Raw genomic sequence first — 20,400 nt, 5'->3', positions numbered from 1 at the left:
CCCCCCCCCCCCCCCCCGCGGCGTCCGCCCAACTCCCGCACGCCGCCGGCTATGTGGCCCTCGGCGACTCGTACTCCTCCGGCGTCGGAGCCGGCAGCTACGACGGAAACAGCGGCTCGTGCAAGCGCAGCACCAAGGCGTACCCCGCCCTCTGGGCCGCCGCGCACCGGCCCGCGTCCTTCTCGTTCGACGCCTGTTCAGGGGCCCGAACGGGTGATGTCGTCAGCGGTCAGCTCGGCGGGCTCAACTCCGCCACGGGCCTGGTGAGCATCACCGTCGGCGGCAACGACGCCGGATTCGCCGACACCATGACGACCTGTACGCTCCAGGGCGAGAGCGCCTGCCTGGCCCGGGTCGGCCAGGCGCGCACTTACATCAAGAACACGCTCCCCGGCAATCTCGACAAGGTCTACTCCGCCATTGCCCACAAGGCCCCGTCGGCCCGGGTCGTCGTGCTGGGCTATCCGCGCTTCTACAAACTCAACGGCGACTGCGCCGCCGGGCTGACGGAGAAGTCCCGCGCCGCCATCGACGCCGCCGCCGACGACATCAACGGCGTCCTCGCCAAGCGCGCCGCCGACCATGGCTTCGCGTTCGCCGATGTCAACAGGGCCTTCGCCGGCCATGAGCTGTGCTCGGGCAGCCCGTGGTTGCACAGTGTGACCTTCCCCGTCGACGAGTCCTACCACCCCACGGCCGCCGGTCAGTCCCGCGGCTATCTCCCGGTGCTCGGCTCCGCTGCGTAATCCCGCGCACACGGGGCGCGGAGGAGGGGTGGCGCCTCCTCCGCGCTCCGATGCCCCACGAGCCGTCAGGCCGTCCCGACGGTCGCTCAACTCGCCCTGGTACACGCGCTGTACGTGACATTCCGTATGGTGTTCGTCAACGTCACAGCAAGGCAGGTGAATCCGTTGACCGGTCTGCACGCGTGTCCTCCAAGAGAGATAGGGTTACTCTGCCCGTTGGCCGGGTGCCCTCGTACGGGTGGGGAGATTCATGGAACAGATAACAGTGCGCAGCAGGGCGCGAGTCCCTGCCATCACATGCGGAAGCAGCGCGTCCAGCGCGCGTCTCGACCGGCATCTCGCGGTGCTCGGCGGACCCGCCATCCCGCAGCGTGAGGCAGAGGGTGCGACGTCGCTGATGCAGGAGCTCACTGCGCGTGATCACTCGCGCACGAGGAGGAGCCGCGGCGCCCGGGTGTCGCTGTTCGCGCCGCTGCGCAGGCTGCGCCGCTCGCTCTTCGGAGGCCACGGCTGAGCCGTCCCTGAAGCGGCACCCCAGGCACAGGCGACCCATTGTCCCGTCCCGGCGCAGCGCCTCCGCCCGGTGTCCCCTTCTCGCCACCCGTCACGCTGTGACGGGTGGCCCTTTGTGTGCCCGGCCGGTGCCCGGCCCCGTGTGCCCGGATGCGGTCCGCTCCCGCCGGCGCTCCCCCCCCGGCACCCCGCCCCGCGCTTCACAAGAGCGCGAACTGGCCGTTCGGCCCCTCCTCGTGATGGTCGAGCACGGAGGCCGGCCGGCGCGCGGCGTCCGGCACCGGCAGCACCCCCGCCGCCCGCAGCTCCGCCCCGCCGATCTGCGGGCCCGCGGCCACCTCACGCGCCAACCGTCCGACATCCGGCCGGAGTTCGGCCACCAGTGCCAGGACGGTGAGCAGCTCCAGCAGCTCCGACGTCCACTCCTGCGGCCAGCCGGCGGGACGCAGCGCCGCCAGCGCACCGGCGTCCGCGGCTTCGGTGTCCGGGGCGGCGGCGCCCCGCTGGGCGAACCACGCCTCCAGCACGCGGACGCCCCCCGCGGAGAACTCCCAGGCACCGCGCGGCACCGGCGCGATCCGGCCGCCGCCGACCAGCAGTGCCTCCTCCTCGGCGTCGTACGCCGCAGTGTCCGGCAGGCCGCGGGCGGGCAGCGCGGCCCGTACGTACGGCCGCCGGCCGCCCGGCATCCGGGGCCGCTCGCCGGCCGGGCAGCCGGGCGCGTGGCGGCTCGCGTACCGGCCCCGGGTGTGCAGCCACAGCAGCCGCTCGCCGAGCGCGACACCGCGATCCCAGAGGGCCGGGTCGGCGGTGAGCGCGACCGTGGCGCCGTCGGGGGAGTGGTGGGCGGTGGCGGTGATCCAGGCCAGCAGGTCGGTCGGTGCGACGGGGCGGTCCAGGCGGTGGGCGAGCAGCTCCGGCAGGCCGGGGGCGAGATTGGGCTCGGTGCCGCCGGGGCGCCGGTAGAGGGGGTGGATCCGGCCGGGCCGGCCGGCCGGGGAGTGCCCGTCCGGCAGCAGGTCGGAGCAGACCACGGCGGGCCCCGGCGACTGCGGTACGTGCCCCAACTCCACGGCGAACAGCTGCCGTTCGTCGGCCACCCGCCACAACTCCGGCCGGGCCGCGTCGATCAGCCGGTGGTCGGGCAGCAACCACTGCCGGTCGAAGGGGCCGTGCAGCACCGGCACCGGTTCCGGGCACGGCCCGCCCGCCCGGGACAGCGGCCCGGTGGGGGTGGCCTGCCCCGGCAGCTGGCCGACCGCGGAATCCGGCGTCCGGGCCCGGGACGGCCGAAACAGCCGCGCGCGGGCCGCCCCGTCCCCGGCGTCCACCAGCGCCTTCCACCGGGCGCGCAGCGTGGCCGCGTCCGGCGCCCTCACCCATGAGCGCCCGAGCCGCAGCGGCGGCACGGACCACGGCATCAGCTCGGACAGCCGCGGCGCACCACCGACCTCTGGCGCCCCCTGCTTCGCCGTCACGCGGAGCCCCTCCCGGACCGTACGGTTGACCCCCGGCATGGTAGCGACGGCAGCGGGCGCCGTTCGCGGCACCCGTCGGCGGTGCGGCGGGGGGAGAGGCGGTCTTCCGCTTGCCGATCTTGGCGCAGTACGGTCCTGGCCGTACCAGCCTGCCAAGGGGAGGACCGCCATGAGGGACACCGCCTCCGCCGCGCCCGAACGGTGCGGGGGGACCCCCGTCGCGACCAGGGCCGCGGCGCGGCTGGACCGGCTGCCGCCGTCCCGGTGGCACCGCCGGATCACGCTCGTCGTCGGTATCGGCGCCTTCTTCGACCTCTACGAGATCTTCCTCGGCGGCGTGCTGGCGGCGGTCCTCGCCGCGCAGTGGAACCTGGGCCACACCGCCAAGTCCTGGGTGATCGCCGCCGGGTTCCTGGGCATGTTCGCCGGCGCCAACGTCCTGTCCGTGCTGGCCGACCGGTTCGGCCGGCGCCGGATGCTCCTGGTCAACCTGGGCTGCTACTCGCTGTTCTCGCTCGCCTGCGCCGCCGCGCCGAACCTGTCCTGGCTGCTCGCGCTGCGTTTTCTCGCCAGTCTCGGGCTCGGTGCCGAACTCGTCCTGGTGGATACCTATTTGGCCGAGTTCCTCCCGCGGGCGGTGCGCGGTCGCTACCTCGCCTACGCGTACACCTTCGGGTTCGTCGGGGTCCCGGTGGCGGCCCTGCTCGGCGCCCGGCTCGTGGCCGGGCACCAGATGCTGGGCATCGACGGCTGGCGCTGTCTGCTGATCGCGGGCGCGCTCGGAGCCGGCTTCCTCCAGCTGATGCGCCGACAGCTCCCCGAGTCGCCGCGGTGGCTGGTGGTCCAGGGGCGGGACGCGGAGGCCCGGCGGATCGTGGCCGGCATCGAGGAGCGGGTGGCGTCGGAGACCGGGCAGAGCCTGCCGTCCGTACCGGAGGCGGAGACGGTGCCGGAGCGCCGGGTGCCGCTCGGTGAGATGTTCCGTGGCGACCACCGCCGGCGGACGCTGATGTGGTGGGTCTTCCAGGTCCTGCAGACCGTCGGCTACTACGGCTTCGGCTCGCTGGCGCCGGTGGTGCTGACGGCCAAGGGGTACACGGTCACCGATTCGCTGCTCTACGCCGCGCTGAGCTTCGGCGGCTATCCGATCGGCTCCGCGCTGTCCATCCCGCTCATCGACCGGATCGAGCGCCGCACGCTGATCATCGCCTCCGCGCTCGGCATCGCGGCCTGCGGCCTGGCCTTCGGCTTCGCCGCCGCCCCCTGGGCCGTCGTCGCCTTCGGCTTCCTGCTGACGGTGTGCAGCAACGTCTTCTCCAACGCCTTCCACGTCTACCAGACCGAGCTCTTCCCGACCGGCCTGCGCAGCAGCGCGATCGGCATCGCCTACTCGCTGTCCCGGCTCACCTCGGTCGTGCTGCCGTTCGTCGCGCTGACCGTGCTGACCGACCTCGGACCGGCCGCGGTGTTCGCCGGGTCCGCGGTGCTGATGGTGCTGCTGTGCCTGGACGTGGCGCTGCTGGGGCCGCGCAGCACGGGGCGGAGCCTGGAGCGGATCTGAGCGCCGGGCGGCCGGCGGCCGGTGGCCGCACGCGGCGGGGTCAGTGCGCCTCCAGCGTCACCGTGAAGGAGAACCGGTCGCCGCGGTAGTGGATCCGGGCGACGTCGAGCACCCGACCGGACTCGTCGTAGGTGATGCCGGTGTAGTGCAGGATCGGGCTGAGCAGCGGCACCTGGAGCAGCCGGGCGGTCTCGGGGTCGGCCAGCCGGGCCTCGACGGTGTCGGTGATCCGGCTGATGCGGACGCCCACCGCGTCCCGCAGCACCTTGGTCATCGGCCAGCGCTCCAGGTCCGCGAGGTCGATCCGGGCGGCGACGTCGGGGCGGACGTAGTTCCGTGCGTGGTTGGTGGGTTCGCCCGACGCCTCGTCGCTGCGCAGCCGCCGAAAACCGGCCACTTCGTCCATGTCCGGGAAGAATTCGGACAGTTCGGGAGGTACGGAGACCGGGCCGTGCTCCAGCAGGGCGGTCCGCATCCCGGACTGCTGGGCCACGATCGCGTCCACCGACCCGAGCAGCCGGACCGGCGCACCGCGCTGCGCGCTCGGCTCGATGAACGTGCCGCGGCGCCGGTGCCGGCTGATCAGCCCTTCCGACTCCAGCTCCTTGAGGGCCTGGCGCATCGTCAGCACGCTGACGCCGTAGTGCTCGGCGAGCGCGTCCTCGGTGGGGAGCCGGAGCGGCGCCTCCGGCGAGCGCCCCAGTATGGAAGCGCGCAGGGACTGCGAGACCTGGTACCACAGCGGCAGCTTGCGGTTCAGGGCGATCGAGTCGGGAGCGAAGGTGGTCACAGAGCGATCCCCGGGTCCTACGGGCGGAAGTGGCGCTGAAGACCCTGCCATACGTCGTCGTAGCCGCGCTGGAGGTGTCCGGCGTCCCGGGCCTGCGCGGTGAGCGTCAGCGGCCAGCGGGTCTCGAACATGAAGGCCAGCCCGTTGTCGATCTTCTGCGGGGCGAGTTCGGCGGCGCTGGCCCGCTCGAAGGTCTCCCGGTCGGGGCCGTGCGCGGACATCATGTTGTGCAGCGAGCCGCCGCCCGGGACGAAGCCCTCCGCTTTCGCGTCATAAGCGCCTTCGATCAGGCCCATGTACTCGGTCATCACGTTGCGGTGGAAGTACGGCGGCCGGAAGGTGTCCTCGCCGACCAGCCAGCGCGGCGCGAACACCACGAAGTCGACGCCCGCCAGGCCCGGGGTGTCCGAGGGGGAGGTGAGCACCGTGAAGATCGACGGGTCCGGATGGTCGTAGCTGATCGAGCCGATGATGTTGAAGCGGCGCAGGTCGTAGACGTACGGGACGTGGTTGCCGTGCCAGGCGACGACATCCAGCGGCGAGTGGTCGTAGGTCGCCGTCCAGAGGTGGCCGCCGAACTTGTTCAGGACCTCGACCGGGCCGTCTACGTCCTCGTAGGCGGCCGTCGGGGCGAGGAAGTCCCGGGCGTTGGCCAGGCCGTTGGCGCCGATCGGGCCGAGGTCGGGCAGCTCGAAGGGGCGGCCGTAGTTCTCGCAGACATAGCCGCGGGCGGTGGCGTCCAGCAGCTCGACGCGGAAGCGCACACCCCGCGGGATCAGCGCCACATGGCCCGGTTCGGCCCGCAGCAGGCCGAATTCGGTGCGCAGCAGCAGCCCGCCGCGCTCCGGCACGATGAGCAGCTCGCCGTCCGCGTCGCTGAACACCCGCCGGTCCATGGAGGCGTTGGCGTGGTAGAGGTGCACCGCCATACCGGCGCGCTGGGTGGCGTCGCCGTTGCCGCCGAGGGTCCACAGGCCGTCCACGAAGTCGGTCGGGTCGGCGGGCTCGGGGAGCGGGTTCCAGCGCAGCCGGTTGGGGTCGGGCAGGCACTCGGTGAACGGCGCGGAGCGGATCTCGCCCCGGTTGGCGCGGAGGAACGGCGGGTGCGCGGCCGACGGGCGGATGCGGTAGAGCCAGGAGCGCCGGTTGTGGCGGCGCGGTTCGGTGAAGGCCGAGCCGCTGAGCTGCTCGGCATACAGGCCGAGGGGGGCCCGCTGCGGGGAGTTGCGGCCCACCGGCAGTGCCCCGGGGACGGCCTCCGAGCTGTGCTCGTTGCCGAAGCCGGAGGAGTAGGCCAGCCCCTCGGCCGTCTTCCTCGCCTGCTCGTTGCCCGTACCAGTCATCGCGCGCTCCCGCCGCTCACGGAACTCCAGGAATCCTATGTAAGACCTTAGGATTCCGAGCGGGGGTCGTCAACGATGGCGGGACCTCCCTGTGCGGGCAAAGCCGAGAGCGTGGGGGATCCCGGTCGGGGTGGCCGGATCCCCGCCCTCGGCCATCCCGGCTCCGTACGGCGGGCAAGATGACCGTGTGCAGCCATCGACGCCTCAACCCGCCCCCCGGTCCGCCCCCACGACCCCGTCCGCCGCCCCGTCCGCCGTCCCCGCCGCCGGACCGTCCGCCGCCCCCTTCCCGCTCCGCCGCGCGCCCGTGCAGCGTCGGAGCGCCCAGCGCCTGGCCCGGATCCTCGACGCCTGCGCCGAGCTGCTGGACGAGACCGGATACGAGGACCTCAGCACCCGCGCCGTCGCGGGCCGCGCCGGGGTCCCGATCGGCTCCGTCTACCGCTTCTTCCCCAACAAGCGCGCCATGGCGGAGGCGCTCGCCCAGCGGAACCTCGACGCGTACGCGGACCGGATCACCACCCGGCTGACCGCCCCCGGGCAGCCGCCGGGCTGGCGCGGCGCGATGGACGTGGTGGTCGACGAGTACCTCGCCATGAAGCGCACGGTGCCGGGCTTCGCCCTGGTCGAGTTCACCGTCCCCGCCCCGCGCGAGACCCGGCAGGCCAACTACGAGGTCGCCGACCGGCTGCTGGGCCTGCTCGCCGACCGGCTCGGCCTGGACACCGCCGACGACCGGCTGCGCACCGCCTTCCTCGTCGGCGTGGAGACCGCCGACGCGCTGCTCCAGCTCGCCTTCCGCACGGACCCCGGCGGCGATCCGGCGATCGTCGCGGAGACGAAGGAGCTGCTGCGGGCCTATCTCGTGCGGTATCTGGACACGTAGGCCCGGTATGCGGAGGTGGCGCCGGCGTACCGGGCACCCGGGTGGCCGAGAGCTGCTGGCGGCCACGAAACTACCGGCGCTAGTTTGGATGGTGTCCCCCTGGGAGGCGCCCGGGGCGCCCCCTAGGGTGCAGAAGAGGACGACCAGGCGGCCCGGGAGGACCACGACGTGAAGCAGCGCGACGCGATGTATATCGACGGCGGCTGGCGGCCCGCCGAGGGCAGTGGCCGGATCGAGGTCGTCAACCCGGCCGACGAGCAGGTGATCGGCACCGTCCCGGCCGGTTCGGAGGCGGACGTGGACGCCGCGGTGCGGGCCGCCCGCGCCGCGCTGCCCGGCTGGGCCGCCACCCCGCCCGCGGCGCGCGCCGACCGGCTGGCCGCGCTGCACGCCCAACTCGTCGCGCGCGCCGAGGAGATCGCCGCGACCGTCACCGCCGAACTGGGCTCGCCGCTCGCCTTCAGCATCGCGGTGCACGCCGGGGTGCCGCTCGCGGTCTGTGCCTCGTACGCCGAACTGGCCCGCTCGTACGCCTTCGAGGAGACCGTCGGCAACTCCACCGTGCTGCTCGAACCGGTCGGCGTGGTGGGCGCGATCACGCCGTGGAACTATCCGCTGCACCAGATCGTCGCCAAGGTCGCCCCGGCGCTGGCGGCGGGCTGCACGGTCGTGCTCAAGCCGGCCGAGGACACCCCGCTGGTGGCCCAGTTGTTCGCCGAGTGCGTCGACGCGGCCGGGATCCCGGCCGGGGTCTTCAACCTCGTCACCGGCCTCGGCCCGGTCGCCGGCCAGGCGCTCGCCGAGCACGACGGCGTCGATCTGGTCTCCTTCACCGGCTCGACGGCCGTCGGCAGGAGGATCGGCGCCATCGCGGGCGCCGCGGTCAAGCGGGTGGCGCTGGAGCTGGGCGGCAAGTCCGCCAACGTCATCCTGCCCAGCGCCGACCTCGGCAGGGCGGTGGCCGTCGGCGTCGCCAACGTCATGGCCAACTCCGGCCAGACGTGCAGTGCGTGGACCCGGATGCTGGTCCCCACGGACCGCTACGACGAGGCGGTCGCGCTGGCCGCCGCCGCGGTCGCCAAGTACGTCCCCGGCGAGCGGGTCGGCCCGCTGGTCAGCGCCCGGCAGCGGGACCGGGTGCGCGGCTACATCGAGCGGGGCATCGCCGACGGCGCCACGGTCGTCGCGGGCGGCCCGGAGGCACCCGCCGAGGTCGGCTACTACGTCACCCCGACCGTCTTCGCGGACGTCGCCCCCGAGATGGCCATCGCCCAGGAGGAGATCTTCGGCCCGGTGCTGTCGATCCTGCGCTACGAGGACGAGGACGACGCCGTACGGATCGCCAACGGCACCGTCTACGGGCTCGCCGGCGCGGTCTGGGCCGGCGACGACGCCGAGGCGGTCGCCTTCGCCCGCCGCCTCGACACCGGGCAGGTCGACATCAACGGCGGGCGCTTCAACCCCCTCGCCCCGTTCGGCGGTTACAAGCAGTCCGGGGTGGGCCGCGAGCTGGGCCCGCACGGCCTGGCCGAGTACCTGCAGACGAAGTCGCTCCAGTTCTGAGCCCGTAGGCCCCCTGGCGGAGCGCCGGTGCCGCCCGGCCCGGCCGCCGGCCGCCCCCTCACCCCGCCGCCCCGTCACCCGCCCGCCCCGAGGAGATCCCGTGGTCCGCGCCGCCGTACTGCCCGCCGTCAACGCCCCGCTCCAGATCACCGAGATCGAGCTGCCGGAGCCGGGGCCGGGCCAGGTCCGCATCCGGCTCGCCGCCGCCGGTGTCTGCCACTCCGACCTGTCGCTGTCCAACGGAACGCTGCGGCAGCCCGCCCCGGCCGTGCTCGGGCACGAGGGCGCGGGCACCGTCACCGCGGTCGGACCGGAGGTCACCGGCGTCGCCCCCGGCGACCGCGTCATCCTCAACTGGGCCCCGTCCTGCGGGAGCTGCCGGTTCTGCGAGCTGGCCGAGCCCTGGCTGTGCGCCCACTCCGGGCGCGCCGGCGAAACCCCCTACGCCACCCGCGCCGACGACGGCAGCCCGCTCTACGCCGCGCTGGGCACCGCCGTCTTCGCCGAGGAGACCGTGGTGCCCGAACGGGCCGCGCTGCCGCTGCCCGACGGGGTGCCGCTTGCCGACGCGGCGCTGCTCGGCTGCGCGGTGCTCACCGGCTGGGGCGCCGTGCACCACAGTGCCCGGGTGCGGGCGGGGGAGTCGGTCGCGGTGTTCGGCGTCGGCGGGGTGGGGCTGGCCACCGTGCAGGCGGCGCGCATCGCGGGGGCGGGCACGATCGTGGCGGTGGACGTCTCGCCGGAGAAGGAGGAGTTGGCGCGGGCGGCCGGGGCCACCGACTTCGTGGTCGCGGGCGAGAACGGGTCTGCCGAAAAGGAGTGCGCCAAGCGGATCCGCGCGCTGACCGGCGGGTTCGGCACCGATGTCGCAGTGGAGTGCGTGGGCCGCGCCGATACGATCCGCACCGCCTGGTCGGCCACCCGGCGGGGCGGCCGGACGACCGTGGTGGGCATCGGCGGCAAGGAGCAGCAGGTGGCGTTCTCCGCCCTGGAGCTCTTCTACTTCGGCCGCACGCTCTCCGGCTGCGTCTACGGCAACAGCGACCCGGCGCGCGATCTCCCGGTCATCGCCGGACAGGTCCGCTCCGGCGCGCTCGACCTCTCCGCCCTGGTCACCGACCGGATCGGGCTGGACGGCATCCCCGACGCCTTCGAGGCGATGCTCGCGGGGAAGGGCGGCCGGGCGCTGGTCGTCTTCTGAGGCGCACCGGGGGATCCGGTCGCGGTCCGGGCGCGCGCGGCAGGCGGGGCAGGTCTAGGGCCGGGGCGGGCCGCCGGGCGGGGCGAGCTCCGGGTGGTGCAGCGTCAGGCCGTCCACCAGCGCGAGCAGTCCCGCCTCGAACGCGCCCTCGTCGACCCGGCGTTGATGCTCCGCCAGGAGGTGCGCCTGACCCAGGTGCGGATAGGCGTCGGGGTCGTAGGCGCCGGGGTCGTCGACGAAGCCGCGGGCGAACGAGCCCAGCGCGGAGCCCGCGACGAAGTAGCGGACCATGGCGCACACCCGGGTGGCCTGTGCGGGTGGCCAGCCCGCCCCGACCATGCCGCCGAACGCCGCGTCGGCCATCTTCAGCCCGGCGGGGCGCCGGCCGGGGCCCTGGGCGAGGAACGGCACGATGTGCGGATGGGCGGCGAGCGCCGCCCGGTAGGAGCGGGCCCAGTCGAGCAGTCCGGCGCGCCAGTCCCCGCCGCGCTCGAACGTCGACACGTCGACCTCGGCGATGACCGTGTCCGCGACCGCGTCGAGGATCTCGTCCTTGGTCGTGAAGTGGTTGTAGAGCGACGGCCCGCTCACGCCCAGCTCCGCCGCCAGCCGCCGGGTGGAGAGCGCCGCGAGCCCGTCCGCGTCGATCAGCGCCAGCGCGGTGGTGACGATGCGCTCGCGGCTCAGCAGGGGCTTGCGGGGTCGGGCCATGACGCACATAGTAGGGGCTGCCACCGGAAAACTAGCACCGCTAATTAAACCGTCTTCCCGCCGACAGGGGGCCCGAGATGAACCTGGAGCTCAGTGCCGAACAGGCCGCCGTACGCCGGCTCGCCGAGGACTTCGTCGACCGCGAGATCGCCCCGCACGCCGCCGCCTGGGACCGCGCGGAGCGGGTCGACCCCGGCATCGTCGAGAAGCTCGGCGCCCTCGGCTTCCTCGGCCTGACCGTCCCCGAGGAGTACGGCGGCTCCGGTGGCGACCACCTCGCGTACGCCCTGGTCACCGAGGAGTTGGGGCGCGGCGACTCCGCCGTGCGCGGCATCGTCTCGGTCTCGCTCGGGCTGGTCGCCAAGACCATCGCCTCCTGGGGCGACGAGGAGCAGAAGCGGGCCTGGCTCCCGCGGCTGACCTCCGGCGAGGCGGTCGGCTGCTTCGGCCTGACCGAGCCCGGCACCGGCTCCGACGCGGGCAACCTCGCCACCCGGGCGGTCCGCGACGGCGGGGACTACGTGGTCGACGGCGCGAAGATGTTCATCACCAACGGGACCTGGGCGGACGTCGTGCTGCTCTTCGCCCGGACCGGCGGCGCCCCCGGCCACAAGGGTGTCAGCGCCTTCCTGATACCGACGGACACCCCGGGCCTCACCCGCCGCGAGATCCACGGCAAGCTCGGGCTGCGCGGCCAGGCCACCGCCGAACTGGTCCTGGAGGGTGTGCGGGTGCCCGCCTCCGCCATGCTGGGCCCCGAGGGCAAGGGCTTCTCGGTCGCCATGTCCGCCCTGGCCAAGGGTCGGATGTCGGTCGCCGCCGGCTGCGTCGGCATCGCCCGGGCCGCACTGGACGCCGCCGTCGGGTACGCCGGCGAGCGCGAGCAGTTCGGTGCGCCGATCGCCCGCCACCAGCTCGTCCAGGAACTCCTCAGCGACATCGCGGTGGACGTGGACGCCGCGCGGCTGCTGACCTGGCGGGTGGCCGATCTCATCGACCGCGGCGAGCCGTTCGCCACCGAGGCGTCCAAGGCCAAGCTCTTCGCCTCCGAGGCCGCGGTGCGCGCCGCCAACAACGCCCTCCAGGTCTTCGGCGGCTATGGCTACATCGACGAGTACCCGGTCGGCAAGCTGCTCCGCGACGCCCGGGTGATGACCCTCTACGAAGGCACCAGCCAGATCCAGAAACTGCTGATCGGCCGCGCGCTCACCGGGGTCTCCGCCTTCTGACCGGCGCCCGCCGCGTACGCTCCGTCCCGGCGCCGGCCCCCGCGCCGGCCCGGTCCGCCCCCGGGAGGAGACCTAAGCGCTTGCTCAGTCGCGCGGTATGGTGTTCGATCCGGGCAGAGGAAGGTCCCTGGCGGATCGAGGAGCGGGGTACGCGATGGGTGCGGCGGAGCGGGCGGCCAAGGAGAGCGAGGAATGGGCCGGGGTGAGCCCGGACGCCGCGCGGCGGCTGGTCGCCGCGGCCGTCGAGGCGTTCGCCGAGCGCGGCTACCACGCCACCACCACCCGCGACATCGCCGGCCGCGCCGGGATGAGCCCGGCCGCGCTCTACATCCACTACAAGACCAAAGAGGAGCTGCTGTACCGCATCAGCGGCATCGGCCACGAGAAGGCGCTGTGCATCATGGGCGCCGCCGCCGAGGCCGCGGGCAGCCCCACCGAGCGGCTGCGCGACGCGGTACGGACCTTCGCCCGCTGGCACGCCGAGCACCACACCACCGCCCGGGTCATCCAGTACGAGCTGCAGGCGCTGAGCGACGTCCACTACGCCGAGATCGCCGGTCTGCGCCGCCGCACCGACCGGCTGCTGCGCCAGATCATCCAGGACGGCGCCGACAGCGGCGAGTTCCGGGTCGGCGACGTCCCGGGCACCACCCTCGCCGTGCTGTCGCTGTGCGTGGACGTGGCCCGTTGGTTCTCCGCCGACGGTCCGCGGACGCCCGACGAGGTCGGCGCGCTCTACGCCGACCTCGTCCTGCGGATGGTGGGTGCCCCGCCGGCCTGCCGCCGGCCCGGTCACAGGTAGAAGCGGCTGACCGACTCCGCGACGCACACCGGCTTGTCGCCGCCCTCCCGCTCGATCGTCACGACCGTGGTCAGCTGCACCCCGCCGGACACCTCGGCCACCTCCGCGATCCGGGCGGTGGCCCGCAGCCGCGAGCCGACCGGGACGGTCGCCGGGAAACGGACCTTGTTGGTGCCGTAGTTGATGCCCATCGCCACGTTGTCGACCCGCATCAGCCGCGGGACCAGCGCCGGCAGCAGCGACAGCGTCAGATAGCCGTGCGCGATGGTCGTGCCGAACGGCCCGGCCGCGGCCTTCTCCTGGTCGACGTGGATCCACTGGTGGTCACCGGTGGCCTCCGCGAACAGGTCGATCCGCTTCTGGTCGACCTCCAGCCAGTCGCTGGGACCCAACTCCGTGCCGACCGCGGCCCGCAGTTCCTCGACCGACCCGAACACCCGGGGCTCTGCCATCTCCGTCTGCCTCCTCAGCGTCGCCTTACTAAGCGCTTGCTCAGGATGCGAGTGCGCGGGCCCGCTGTCAACGGTCGTCTCAGGGCAGGTCGTAGGGTTGAGGCGTGCCACAGCTTCCGTACAAGGTCCACGAACTCTCCGTCGGCCAGCTCTCCGCGCGCAGCGGCGCGGCGGTGTCCGCGCTGCACTTCTACGAGTCGAAGGGGCTGATCAGCAGCACCCGGACGGCCGGGAACCAGCGCCGCTACACCCGCGACGCGCTGCGCCGGGTCGCGTTCGTACGGGCGGCGCAGCGCGTCGGGATCCCGCTCGCGGTGATCCGGGACGCGCTGGCCGAGCTGCCGGACGAGCGCACCCCCAACCGTGAGGACTGGGCCCGGCTGTCCGAGGTGTGGCGCTCCGAACTGGACGAGCGGATCAGCCAGCTCGTCGAGCTGCGCGACCGGCTGGCCGACTGCATCGGCTGCGGTTGCCTCTCGCTCCAGACGTGCGCGCTGTCGAACCCGTACGACAACCTCGGCGAACAGGGGCCGGGCGCACGGCGGCTGAGGGTGGACCGGGCCGCCAAGGACCCGGCTCCGGCGCCGCCGGACGACGGCGGCGCCGGGCCGTGCGCGCCGCGCGACGCGCGGTGCGCCCCCGCGCCGGGGCGCGGCACCGGCCGGGGATGACCGCCCCCGCCCGGTCGCCGGCTACCAGACGGACGGGGTGCGGGCCGCCCACGGACGGGCCCGCTCCAGCTGGGCGGAGAGCGAGATCAGCGTGGCCTCGTCGCCGTAGCGGCCGGCCAGCATGACGCCGATGGGCAGGCCCTGTGCCGTCCAGTGCAGCGGGACGCTGACCGCGGGCTGGCCGGTGACGTTGAAGAGCGCGCTGAACGGGGTGAACCGCCCGATGGCGGCGAACTCGGCCTGCGGATCGGCGTCGTCGCGCAGCGCGCCCACCAGGGGCGGGGGCGCGGCCACGGTGGGGGAGAGGATCACGTCGTAGCCGGTGTCGGGCGGCATCAGGCCGTCGGCGACGGTCTGGCCGAGCATCCGGAAGGCGTGCAGCGAACCCGCGAAGGCCGGGCCGCTGATCTCGGCGCCGCGGGCCCGCAGATAGCGGGTGAGCGGCATCAGCTTCTCCTCGCTCTCCGGCGGAACGGGGCGGAGGGCGGCCATGACGGACCACACGCGGGTGAAGGCGAGGAGGATGTCCTCGTCGGCCGGGATGGCCAACTCCTCGCACTCGTGGCCGAGTTCGGCCAGCAGTGCGGTGGTCTCGGCGACCGCGGCCCGGCAGTCGGCGTGCACCTCGGCGCCCGCCACGGGGGCCTCGGTGAGCACCGCGACCCGCAGCCGGCCGGGGTCGCGGCGGGCGTGGTCGGCGAAGGTCTCGCCGGGCGGCAGCGCCGGGGCGGCGAACGGGTCGCCGGGCATCGGGCCCGCCATGACGTCCAGGAGCGTGGCCGCGTCGGCGACCGTACGAGCCAGCGGGCCTGAGGTGCTCAGGCCCGAGACGTCGTGCAGCAGCGGGCCCGGGCTGATCCGGCCGCGGCTGGGCTTGATGCCGTAGAGCCCGCACAGCGACGCGGGGATGCGGATCGAGCCGCCGCCGTCGCTGGCATGGGCGACCGGCGCGAGTCCCCCGGCGACCGCCGCGGCCGCTCCGCCGCTGGAGCCGCCCGCCGAGCGCGTCAGGTCCCAGGGGGTGCGGGCGGGCGGCGCGAGCGCGTTCTCCGTGTAGCAGGGCAGCCCGAATTCGGGGGTGTTGGTCTTGCCGAGCAGGATCGTGCCGGCGTCCCGCAGCTTGCCGACGACATGGTCGTCGGTCTCCGCGATCCGGTCGGCCAGCGCCCGCGACCCCATCGTGCAGCGCACCCCGGCGACCTGGTGGAGGTCCTTCACGGGCACCGGGACGCCGAACAGCGGCGGGAGCGCGCGCCCCTCGCGGCGGGCCGCGGCGGCCTCGCTCTCGGCGTCCGCGGCCTGCTTCCGGGCGATCTCCGGGGTGCGGGTGAGGAAGGCGCCCAGGGTGTCGTCCAGCCGGTCGATCCGCGCGAGGTAGTGCTCGGTGAGCTCGACGGGGGAGATCCGGCCCGTGCGGATCCCCTCGGCCTGTTCGAGCGCGGTCAGATCGTGCAGTTCGGCCATGGACGTCCTCCCTCTCCTTCGATGCCCGTGCGGCCCGGGTGCCGCGCGAGCGGGGCGGGCCGGGGCACGGGTGCCGCACGGCCGTGGATCGGCCCGTGAACAGTTGTTTCAGCTTGCCCGGCGGCTCGTAAAGGCCGTGGGCGGACGGGACACTCACCTACAGCCACACCAGTACCAGGAGGACGGCGTGGTGTGCGGCCACTGTGCGGCCACCGTGCGCCTCCCTCCGGGCCCGTGGGGCGCGGGCGGTCCGAAAGGGGCGGCGCGGTGGCGGGGGTGTGCGGGACTCGCGCAGCCGGCGAACAATGGCCGGGAAGCGCCGCCCCCGCCGTGGCGGTCGGCGGAGACATCGGGCCGTCGCCGAGGGACGTACCGTCGCCGAGGCGCTCACCGGCGCCGAGGGTGAGGGCGCGGGCGGCGGAACGCCCCCGGGTGGCTCACTCCACGGGAAGGCCGCCCGCCATGTCCCGTGCGGCGGCTATCAGTTGGGCGTTGCCCGCGGCCGGTGAGCCGTCGGGCAGCAGCAGGGTGTCCTCGATGCCGATGCGGCTGCACAGGCCCAGCTCGCCGGCGAGCCGCAGCACCGGCCAGGCCCCGCCGTCCATGCCGTGGAGCAGCACCGGGCGGCCGTGCGGCACCGGCGCCAGCGCGGCGAGCAGCGCACGGGCGGTCGCCGGAGCGGACTCCGGTGCGGTGTCGTCGATGACCTCGGCCAGCACCCGCAGCACCCGCGGAGCCAGCGGCGAGCGGGCGAAGCGCTCGACCGCGTCCGTCCCGGCCCAGACGCCGGCCTCGACGCCAACGCCGCGCTCCAGCAGGGCGGCGGCGACCGTGTCGGCGCCCGGCTCGTGCCAGTTGACCGAGGCGTGGTCGGGCAGCACCGTCCAGGACCCGACCTGTTCCGCCCGGCGCCCGGGGTCCGGCTCGGCCCAGGCGCCGGTCGTCACGCCCACCGGGACGTCCACCGCTTCCCGTATCGCCGTGAGGACCGGGCCGACCACCCGCGGCGAGAGGGAGTCCTGGCCGCACGGGGTCTTGGGGTGCACATGGACGTCCTGGGCGCCGGCCGCGACCGCCTGCCGCGCTGCTTCCGCGAGCGCGGCAGGCGACATCGGCACCGCACCGGAATCGGCCGCCGTGCGAGGGCCGTTGAGACACACCTGAAGCATCTTCAGCATGCTCCGATGATGACAGGCGGGTCCGACAACGCCCGCTGAACGGGGCGTGCAACGGGGCGTACGGTGCCGGGGGCGGGGGCGTCAGGCCGCCGCGAAGGCTCCCGCGCCGTGGCGCACGGCCGCGGTGCTCAGCGCGTCCGGCGTCAGGACGGACGCCGGGGCGAGCACTCCGCACTGGCGGCAGGCCGGTCCGGGGGCCGGGCACCCGGCCTCGTCCGGGACCCAGGCGAACCGGGTGGAGCCGCACACCGGGCAGTCGCGGCGCGGGCGTCCCGCCTCCATCGCCGCGATCATGCGGCGCAGCACCTCTGCGAGGCGGGCCGCCGGGTGCCGCTGCGGTGACTCGCAGGGCACGATGTCGCAGCCGCCCCAGGTGCGCCGATGCCACTCGTCGAGGGCGCCGACCTGGCGGATGCCCTCGTGCTTCTCCTTGCGGCGCCGGGCGGCGAACTCCTCTTCGTACGCGAGCCAGAGGGCGCGTGCCTCCTCCAGCTCCGTCAGCGCGGCCACCAGCCGCGCCGGATCGGGGTCACGGTCCTGGGTGGCGAAACCGGCCCTGGTGCACAGGTGATGCCAGGTGGCGCGGTGCCCGTACGGGGCGAAGCGTTCCAGGCATTTGCGCAGGGCGGTACGCCGCTGGGCGGTGACGAGTCGTGGGTTGCGGACCTGTTCGGCGAGGGCTCTGAAACCGGCCATGTTCCTTCCACCTCCGGGGAGGACCCGACTGGACACGGAATGGACGTAGCCGGGCGCCACCCGGATCCATCGAATTTTCTTGCGGTTTCGAGGGCGGATGCTCCGTGGTGTCCGTCCGTCAACTCCCGGGCGCCTCTGGGGAGGAGAGAAAGTTGACCGCTGTTCATCTTCCGGTTGCGAGTAACCGGCGGTAACGTCCGGCCCACCCTCCCCGGGCTCGTGACGGGCCGGGACCCCCTTGAGGAGCAGGAATGCGACGACGTACCGGAAGGCTCAGGGCTGCCGCCGCGGCAGCCCTGCTCGCCTTGGGTGCCACGGTCTTGGCACCACCCCCCATCGCTGCCGCGGCGGCCGCCCGGCAGGCAACCGGCAGTACCCGCACGGCCGATGGCGACTACTGCCGAGGCCAGTGCGACGACATCCTGCCACCGGGCGCGACGGGCAACGCCACCCTGGTGCAGATCCTCGGCAACAAGCTGTTCGGCACCCACCCCGCCCACTCCACCGACCAGATCGCCCCGTACAACGCGCTGAACGGCGGCTATCCCTCACTCACCGACGACACCCTCACCGACTTCTTCAACGACGCCTCCTTCGGCGTCCCCAAGGACCAGGTCGGCTCGGTCAGCACCCCGCGCCCCGATGTCGCCATCACCCGCGACAAGAAGACCGGCGTCCCGCACATCAAGGGCACCACCCGCTACGGCACCGAGTTCGGCGCCGGCTACGCCGCGGGCCAGGACCGGCTGTGGCTGATGGACCTCTTCCGGCACATCGGCCGCGGGGAGCTGACCTCGTTCGCCGGCGGCGCGCTCGCCAACCAGGGCCTGGAGCAGCAGTTCTGGCCGCAGGCGCCGTACGCCGAGGTGGACCTCCAGGCCCAGGTCGACGCCATCCGCACCCACAACGGAGCGCGTGGCGAACAGGCCATGGCCGACGCCCAGGCGTACGTCGACGGCATCAACGCCTACCGCCAACAGTCCAAGGACGGCCGGTACTTCCCTGGCGAGTACGTCCTCACCGGCCACATCGACGCCATCACCAACGCCGGTGAGATCCAGCCCTTCAAGCTCACCGACCTGATAGCCCTGGCCTCCGTCGTCGGCGGGCTCTTCGGCAACGGCGGCGGCGGAGAGGTCCCCTCGGCCCTCGCGCTGCTCTCCGCCCAGCAGAAGTACGGCGTCGAGAAGGGCACCCGCGTCTGGGAGTCCTTCCGGGAGCGCAACGACCCCGAGGCCGCCAAGACGCTGCACGACGGCCAGAGCTTCCCGTACGCCGTCAAGCCCGCGAAGGCCCGGGGCACGGCGCTGCCCGACCGGGGCTCGGTCACCCCCGAGCCGCTGGTCTACGACCGCAAGGGCGCCGCCGCCTCCAAGAGCGCCACCCCGCCGCAGGACCCGGTCAAGGCCCCCGAGAAGTACCGGAAGCTGGAGGGCCTGTTCAAGGACGGCGTGCTGCCCAAGGGGAGCTTCGACCCGACCCAGCACCGCGGAATGTCCAACGCCCTGCTGGTCTCCGGCAAGCACACCGCCAGCGGCCACCCGGTGGCCGTGTTCGGCCCGCAGACCGGCTACTTCGCGCCGCAGCTGCTGATGCTCCAGGAGATCCAGGGACCCGGCATCAGCGCCCGCGGCGCCTCGTTCGCCGGCGTCGGGATGTACGTCCAGCTGGGCCGCGGCCAGGACTACGCCTGGAGCGCCACCTCCGCCGGCCAGGACATCACCGACACCTACGCCGTCGACCTGTGCAACGCGGACGGCTCCCGGCCCACCAGGGAGTCCACCTCCTACCGCTACCACGGCGTGTGCCTGCCCATGGAGAAGCTGGAGCGCACCAACTCCTGGCAGCCCACCATCGCCGATCCGACGGCGGCCGGCTCGTACCGGATGCAGGTCTTCCGCACCAGGTACGGCACCGTCACCCACCGCGCCACCATCGGCGGCAAGCCCGTCGCCTACACCTCGCTGCGCTCCACCTACCGCCACGAGGCCGACTCCATCATCGGCTTCCAGATGTTCAACGACCCGTCGTACGTCCACGACGCCAGGAGCTTCCAGAAGGCGGCCCAGCACATCGGCTACGCCTTCAACTGGTTCTACGCCGACTCCCGCGACATCGCGTACTACAACAGCGGCCTCAACCCGGTCCGCAACCCCGCCGTCGACCCGTCGCTGCCCGTCCGGGCCGAACCGGCCTACGAGTGGAAGGGCTTCGACCCCGCCACCAACACCACCGACTACACCCCGCCCGCCCAGCACCCGCAGTCCGTCGACCAGGACTACTACATCTCCTGGAACAACAAGCAGGCCAAGGACTATGACTCGGCCGGCTTCGGCAACGGCTCGGTGCACCGCGCCAACCTGCTCGACGACCGGGTGCGCGCGCTGACCAAGGAGGGCGGGGTGACCCGGGCGTCGCTGACCCGGGCGATGGCCGACGCCGCCGTCACCGACCTGCGCGGCGAGGACGTGCTCCCCGAACTGCTGCGGGTGATCGACAGCAAGCCGGTTGCCGACCCCCAACTGCGGACCGCGGTGCAGCAGTTGGACGCCTGGCGCAAGGACGGCGCCCGGCGCCGCGAGACCTCCCCGGGATCCCACACCTACGCCCACTCCGACGCGGTACGGCTGATGGACGCCTGGTGGCCGCTGATGGTGCCGGGCGTCTTCGAGCCGGGCCTGGGCAAGGACCTGTACACCGCACTCGGCGCCAACCTGGCCGTCGACGAGTCGCCGTCCGCCGGCCACGGCCCCACCGGGGCGCACGCCGGATCGGCGTTCCAGTACGGGTGGTGGAGCTACGCCGACAAGGACCTCCGCGCCGTGCTGGGCGACCGGGTCCAGGGCCCGCTCGCCGAGCGGTACTGCGGCAACGGCACGCTCGCGGCCTGCCGCGACACCCTGCTGGCCACGCTCCAGCAGGCCGCCGGCAGGACCGCCGCCCAGGTCTACCCGGGTGACGACAACTGCAAGGCCGGCGACCAGTGGTGCGCCGACGCCATCGTCCACCGCGCGGTGGGCGGTCTGACCCACGACAAGATGAGCTGGCAGAACCGGCCCACCTACCAGCAGGTGGTGGAGTTCCCCGCCCACCGGTAGCGGAGCGAACGGCAGGGG

At 73.7% G+C, this 20,400-nt stretch carries 18 protein-coding genes; 10 read left to right on the top strand and 8 right to left on the bottom strand.

The features are described from left to right. Positions 1–746: SGNH/GDSL hydrolase family protein (locus ACO1BR_RS14200; RefSeq protein WP_426795416.1), on the top strand; the 746-nt coding region annotated here is incomplete at its 5' end. Between the two features lie 250 nt (positions 747–996). Next, positions 997–1,260 (top strand): hypothetical protein, encoded by a 264-nt coding sequence (locus ACO1BR_RS14195; RefSeq protein ID WP_159504615.1) that lies wholly within the window; start codon positions 997–999, stop codon positions 1,258–1,260. Between the two features lie 199 nt (positions 1,261–1,459). On the opposite strand, the gene ACO1BR_RS14190 is transcribed toward ACO1BR_RS14195, so the two are convergent. Further along, on the bottom strand, positions 1,460–2,737 hold the full coding sequence (locus tag ACO1BR_RS14190) for a type ISP restriction/modification enzyme (protein ID WP_426795415.1): 1,278 nt from the start codon (positions 2,735–2,737) through the stop codon (positions 1,460–1,462). Between the two features lie 169 nt (positions 2,738–2,906). On the opposite strand from ACO1BR_RS14190, the gene ACO1BR_RS14185 reads away from it, so the two are divergent. After that, positions 2,907–4,298 (top strand): MFS transporter, encoded by a 1,392-nt coding sequence (locus tag ACO1BR_RS14185; RefSeq protein ID WP_426795414.1) that lies wholly within the window; start codon positions 2,907–2,909, stop codon positions 4,296–4,298. A gap of 40 nt (positions 4,299–4,338) precedes the next feature. Here ACO1BR_RS14185 and ACO1BR_RS14180 read toward each other — a convergent pair whose 3' ends face one another. Together ACO1BR_RS14180 and hmgA are read right to left on the bottom strand one after the other, a co-directional pair. After that, the gene (locus ACO1BR_RS14180; RefSeq protein WP_159504618.1) at positions 4,339–5,088 is read right to left on the bottom strand and encodes a GntR family transcriptional regulator; all 750 of its coding nucleotides are present in this window, start codon (positions 5,086–5,088) and stop codon (positions 4,339–4,341) included. Between the two features lie 17 nt (positions 5,089–5,105). After that, positions 5,106–6,431: a homogentisate 1,2-dioxygenase gene (hmgA, locus tag ACO1BR_RS14175; protein ID WP_426795413.1), complete on the bottom strand. Its 1,326-nt coding sequence runs from the start codon at positions 6,429–6,431 to the stop codon at positions 5,106–5,108. Between the two features lie 307 nt (positions 6,432–6,738). Between hmgA and ACO1BR_RS14170 the strand changes: the two genes are divergently transcribed. The 3 genes from ACO1BR_RS14170 (at position 6,739) to ACO1BR_RS14160 (ending at position 10,081) form a co-directional block, all read left to right on the top strand. After that, positions 6,739–7,317 carry a TetR family transcriptional regulator gene (locus tag ACO1BR_RS14170; RefSeq protein WP_426795497.1) on the top strand — a complete coding sequence of 193 codons (579 nt, stop codon included), beginning with the start codon at positions 6,739–6,741 and terminating at the stop codon, positions 7,315–7,317. 168 nt (positions 7,318–7,485) lie between these two features. Beyond that, positions 7,486–8,880 (top strand): aldehyde dehydrogenase family protein, encoded by a 1,395-nt coding sequence (locus ACO1BR_RS14165; RefSeq protein WP_426795412.1) that lies wholly within the window; start codon positions 7,486–7,488, stop codon positions 8,878–8,880. Positions 8,881–8,980: 100 nt separating this feature from the next. Then, entirely contained in the window at positions 8,981–10,081 is a 1,101-nt protein-coding gene (locus ACO1BR_RS14160) for a Zn-dependent alcohol dehydrogenase (RefSeq protein ID WP_426795411.1), read from the top strand. A 54-nt stretch (positions 10,082–10,135) separates the two neighbouring features. Here the strand turns inward: ACO1BR_RS14160 and ACO1BR_RS14155 are convergent, their stop codons facing one another. Beyond that, a complete protein-coding gene (locus ACO1BR_RS14155; RefSeq protein ID WP_159504623.1) occupies positions 10,136–10,792 on the bottom strand; it encodes a TetR/AcrR family transcriptional regulator in 657 nt (218 codons plus the stop codon). A 77-nt stretch (positions 10,793–10,869) separates the two neighbouring features. Here ACO1BR_RS14155 and ACO1BR_RS14150 point away from each other — a divergent pair, with 77 nt between their 5' ends. Beyond that, complete coding sequence (locus ACO1BR_RS14150) at positions 10,870–12,021, top strand: acyl-CoA dehydrogenase family protein (protein ID WP_426795410.1); 1,152 nt, start codon at positions 10,870–10,872, stop codon at positions 12,019–12,021. A gap of 154 nt (positions 12,022–12,175) precedes the next feature. Next, positions 12,176–12,823, top strand: coding sequence for a TetR/AcrR family transcriptional regulator (locus ACO1BR_RS14145; RefSeq protein ID WP_426795409.1), 648 nt, complete (start codon positions 12,176–12,178; stop codon positions 12,821–12,823). Here ACO1BR_RS14145 and ACO1BR_RS14140 read toward each other — a convergent pair. Continuing rightward, entirely contained in the window at positions 12,814–13,275 is a 462-nt protein-coding gene (locus tag ACO1BR_RS14140) for a MaoC family dehydratase (protein WP_426795408.1), read from the bottom strand. The genes ACO1BR_RS14145 and ACO1BR_RS14140 overlap by 10 nt on opposite strands. Before the next feature lie 104 nt (positions 13,276–13,379). Here ACO1BR_RS14140 and soxR point away from each other — a divergent pair, with 104 nt between their 5' ends. Beyond that, on the top strand, positions 13,380–13,946 hold the full coding sequence (gene soxR, locus ACO1BR_RS14135; protein ID WP_426795407.1) for a redox-sensitive transcriptional activator SoxR: 567 nt from the start codon (positions 13,380–13,382) through the stop codon (positions 13,944–13,946). 21 nt (positions 13,947–13,967) lie between these two features. Here soxR and ACO1BR_RS14130 read toward each other — a convergent pair whose 3' ends face one another. The 3 genes from ACO1BR_RS14130 to ACO1BR_RS14120 all read right to left on the bottom strand — a co-directional run bounded on the left by ACO1BR_RS14130 (position 13,968) and on the right by ACO1BR_RS14120 (position 17,284). After that, positions 13,968–15,410 carry an amidase gene (locus ACO1BR_RS14130; protein ID WP_426795406.1) on the bottom strand — a complete coding sequence of 481 codons (1,443 nt, stop codon included), beginning with the start codon at positions 15,408–15,410 and terminating at the stop codon, positions 13,968–13,970. 437 nt (positions 15,411–15,847) lie between these two features. Next, positions 15,848–16,579 carry a 3-keto-5-aminohexanoate cleavage protein gene (locus ACO1BR_RS14125; protein WP_426795496.1) on the bottom strand — a complete coding sequence of 244 codons (732 nt, stop codon included), beginning with the start codon at positions 16,577–16,579 and terminating at the stop codon, positions 15,848–15,850. Positions 16,580–16,669: 90 nt separating this feature from the next. Beyond that, a complete protein-coding gene (locus tag ACO1BR_RS14120) occupies positions 16,670–17,284 on the bottom strand; it encodes a hypothetical protein (protein WP_159504628.1) in 615 nt (204 codons plus the stop codon). A 251-nt stretch (positions 17,285–17,535) separates the two neighbouring features. Here ACO1BR_RS14120 and ACO1BR_RS14115 point away from each other — a divergent pair, with 251 nt between their 5' ends. Continuing rightward, positions 17,536–20,382 (top strand): penicillin acylase family protein, encoded by a 2,847-nt coding sequence (locus tag ACO1BR_RS14115; protein WP_426795405.1) that lies wholly within the window; start codon positions 17,536–17,538, stop codon positions 20,380–20,382. The last annotated feature ends 18 nt before the right edge of the window (positions 20,383–20,400 follow it).

The organism is Streptomyces sp. YGL11-2 (genome assembly GCF_050054615.1).
Lineage (GTDB): Bacteria > Actinomycetota > Actinomycetes > Streptomycetales > Streptomycetaceae > Streptomyces.
The sequence above is the reverse complement of the archived record's forward strand: the minus strand, read 5'-3'. Positions and strand labels throughout refer to the sequence as shown.

What these genes read in the sequence shown, in the direction of transcription:
- ACO1BR_RS14195 (WP_159504615.1), top strand. Translation starts at nt 997, where the DNA reads ATGGAACAGATAACAGTGCGCAGCAGGGCGCGAGTCCCTGCCATCACA.
- ACO1BR_RS14185 (WP_426795414.1), top strand. Translation starts at nt 2,907, where the DNA reads ATGAGGGACACCGCCTCCGCCGCGCCCGAACGGTGCGGGGGGACCCCC.
- hmgA (WP_426795413.1), bottom strand. Translation starts at nt 6,431, where the DNA reads ATGACTGGTACGGGCAACGAGCAGGCGAGGAAGACGGCCGAGGGGCTG.
- ACO1BR_RS14155 (WP_159504623.1), bottom strand. Translation starts at nt 10,792, where the DNA reads ATGGCCCGACCCCGCAAGCCCCTGCTGAGCCGCGAGCGCATCGTCACC.
- ACO1BR_RS14150 (WP_426795410.1), top strand. Translation starts at nt 10,870, where the DNA reads ATGAACCTGGAGCTCAGTGCCGAACAGGCCGCCGTACGCCGGCTCGCC.
- ACO1BR_RS14145 (WP_426795409.1), top strand. Translation starts at nt 12,176, where the DNA reads ATGGGTGCGGCGGAGCGGGCGGCCAAGGAGAGCGAGGAATGGGCCGGG.
- ACO1BR_RS14140 (WP_426795408.1), bottom strand. Translation starts at nt 13,275, where the DNA reads ATGGCAGAGCCCCGGGTGTTCGGGTCGGTCGAGGAACTGCGGGCCGCG.
- ACO1BR_RS14130 (WP_426795406.1), bottom strand. Translation starts at nt 15,410, where the DNA reads ATGGCCGAACTGCACGATCTGACCGCGCTCGAACAGGCCGAGGGGATC.
- ACO1BR_RS14125 (WP_426795496.1), bottom strand. Translation starts at nt 16,579, where the DNA reads ATGCTTCAGGTGTGTCTCAACGGCCCTCGCACGGCGGCCGATTCCGGT.
- ACO1BR_RS14120 (WP_159504628.1), bottom strand. Translation starts at nt 17,284, where the DNA reads ATGGCCGGTTTCAGAGCCCTCGCCGAACAGGTCCGCAACCCACGACTC.
- ACO1BR_RS14115 (WP_426795405.1), top strand. Translation starts at nt 17,536, where the DNA reads ATGCGACGACGTACCGGAAGGCTCAGGGCTGCCGCCGCGGCAGCCCTG.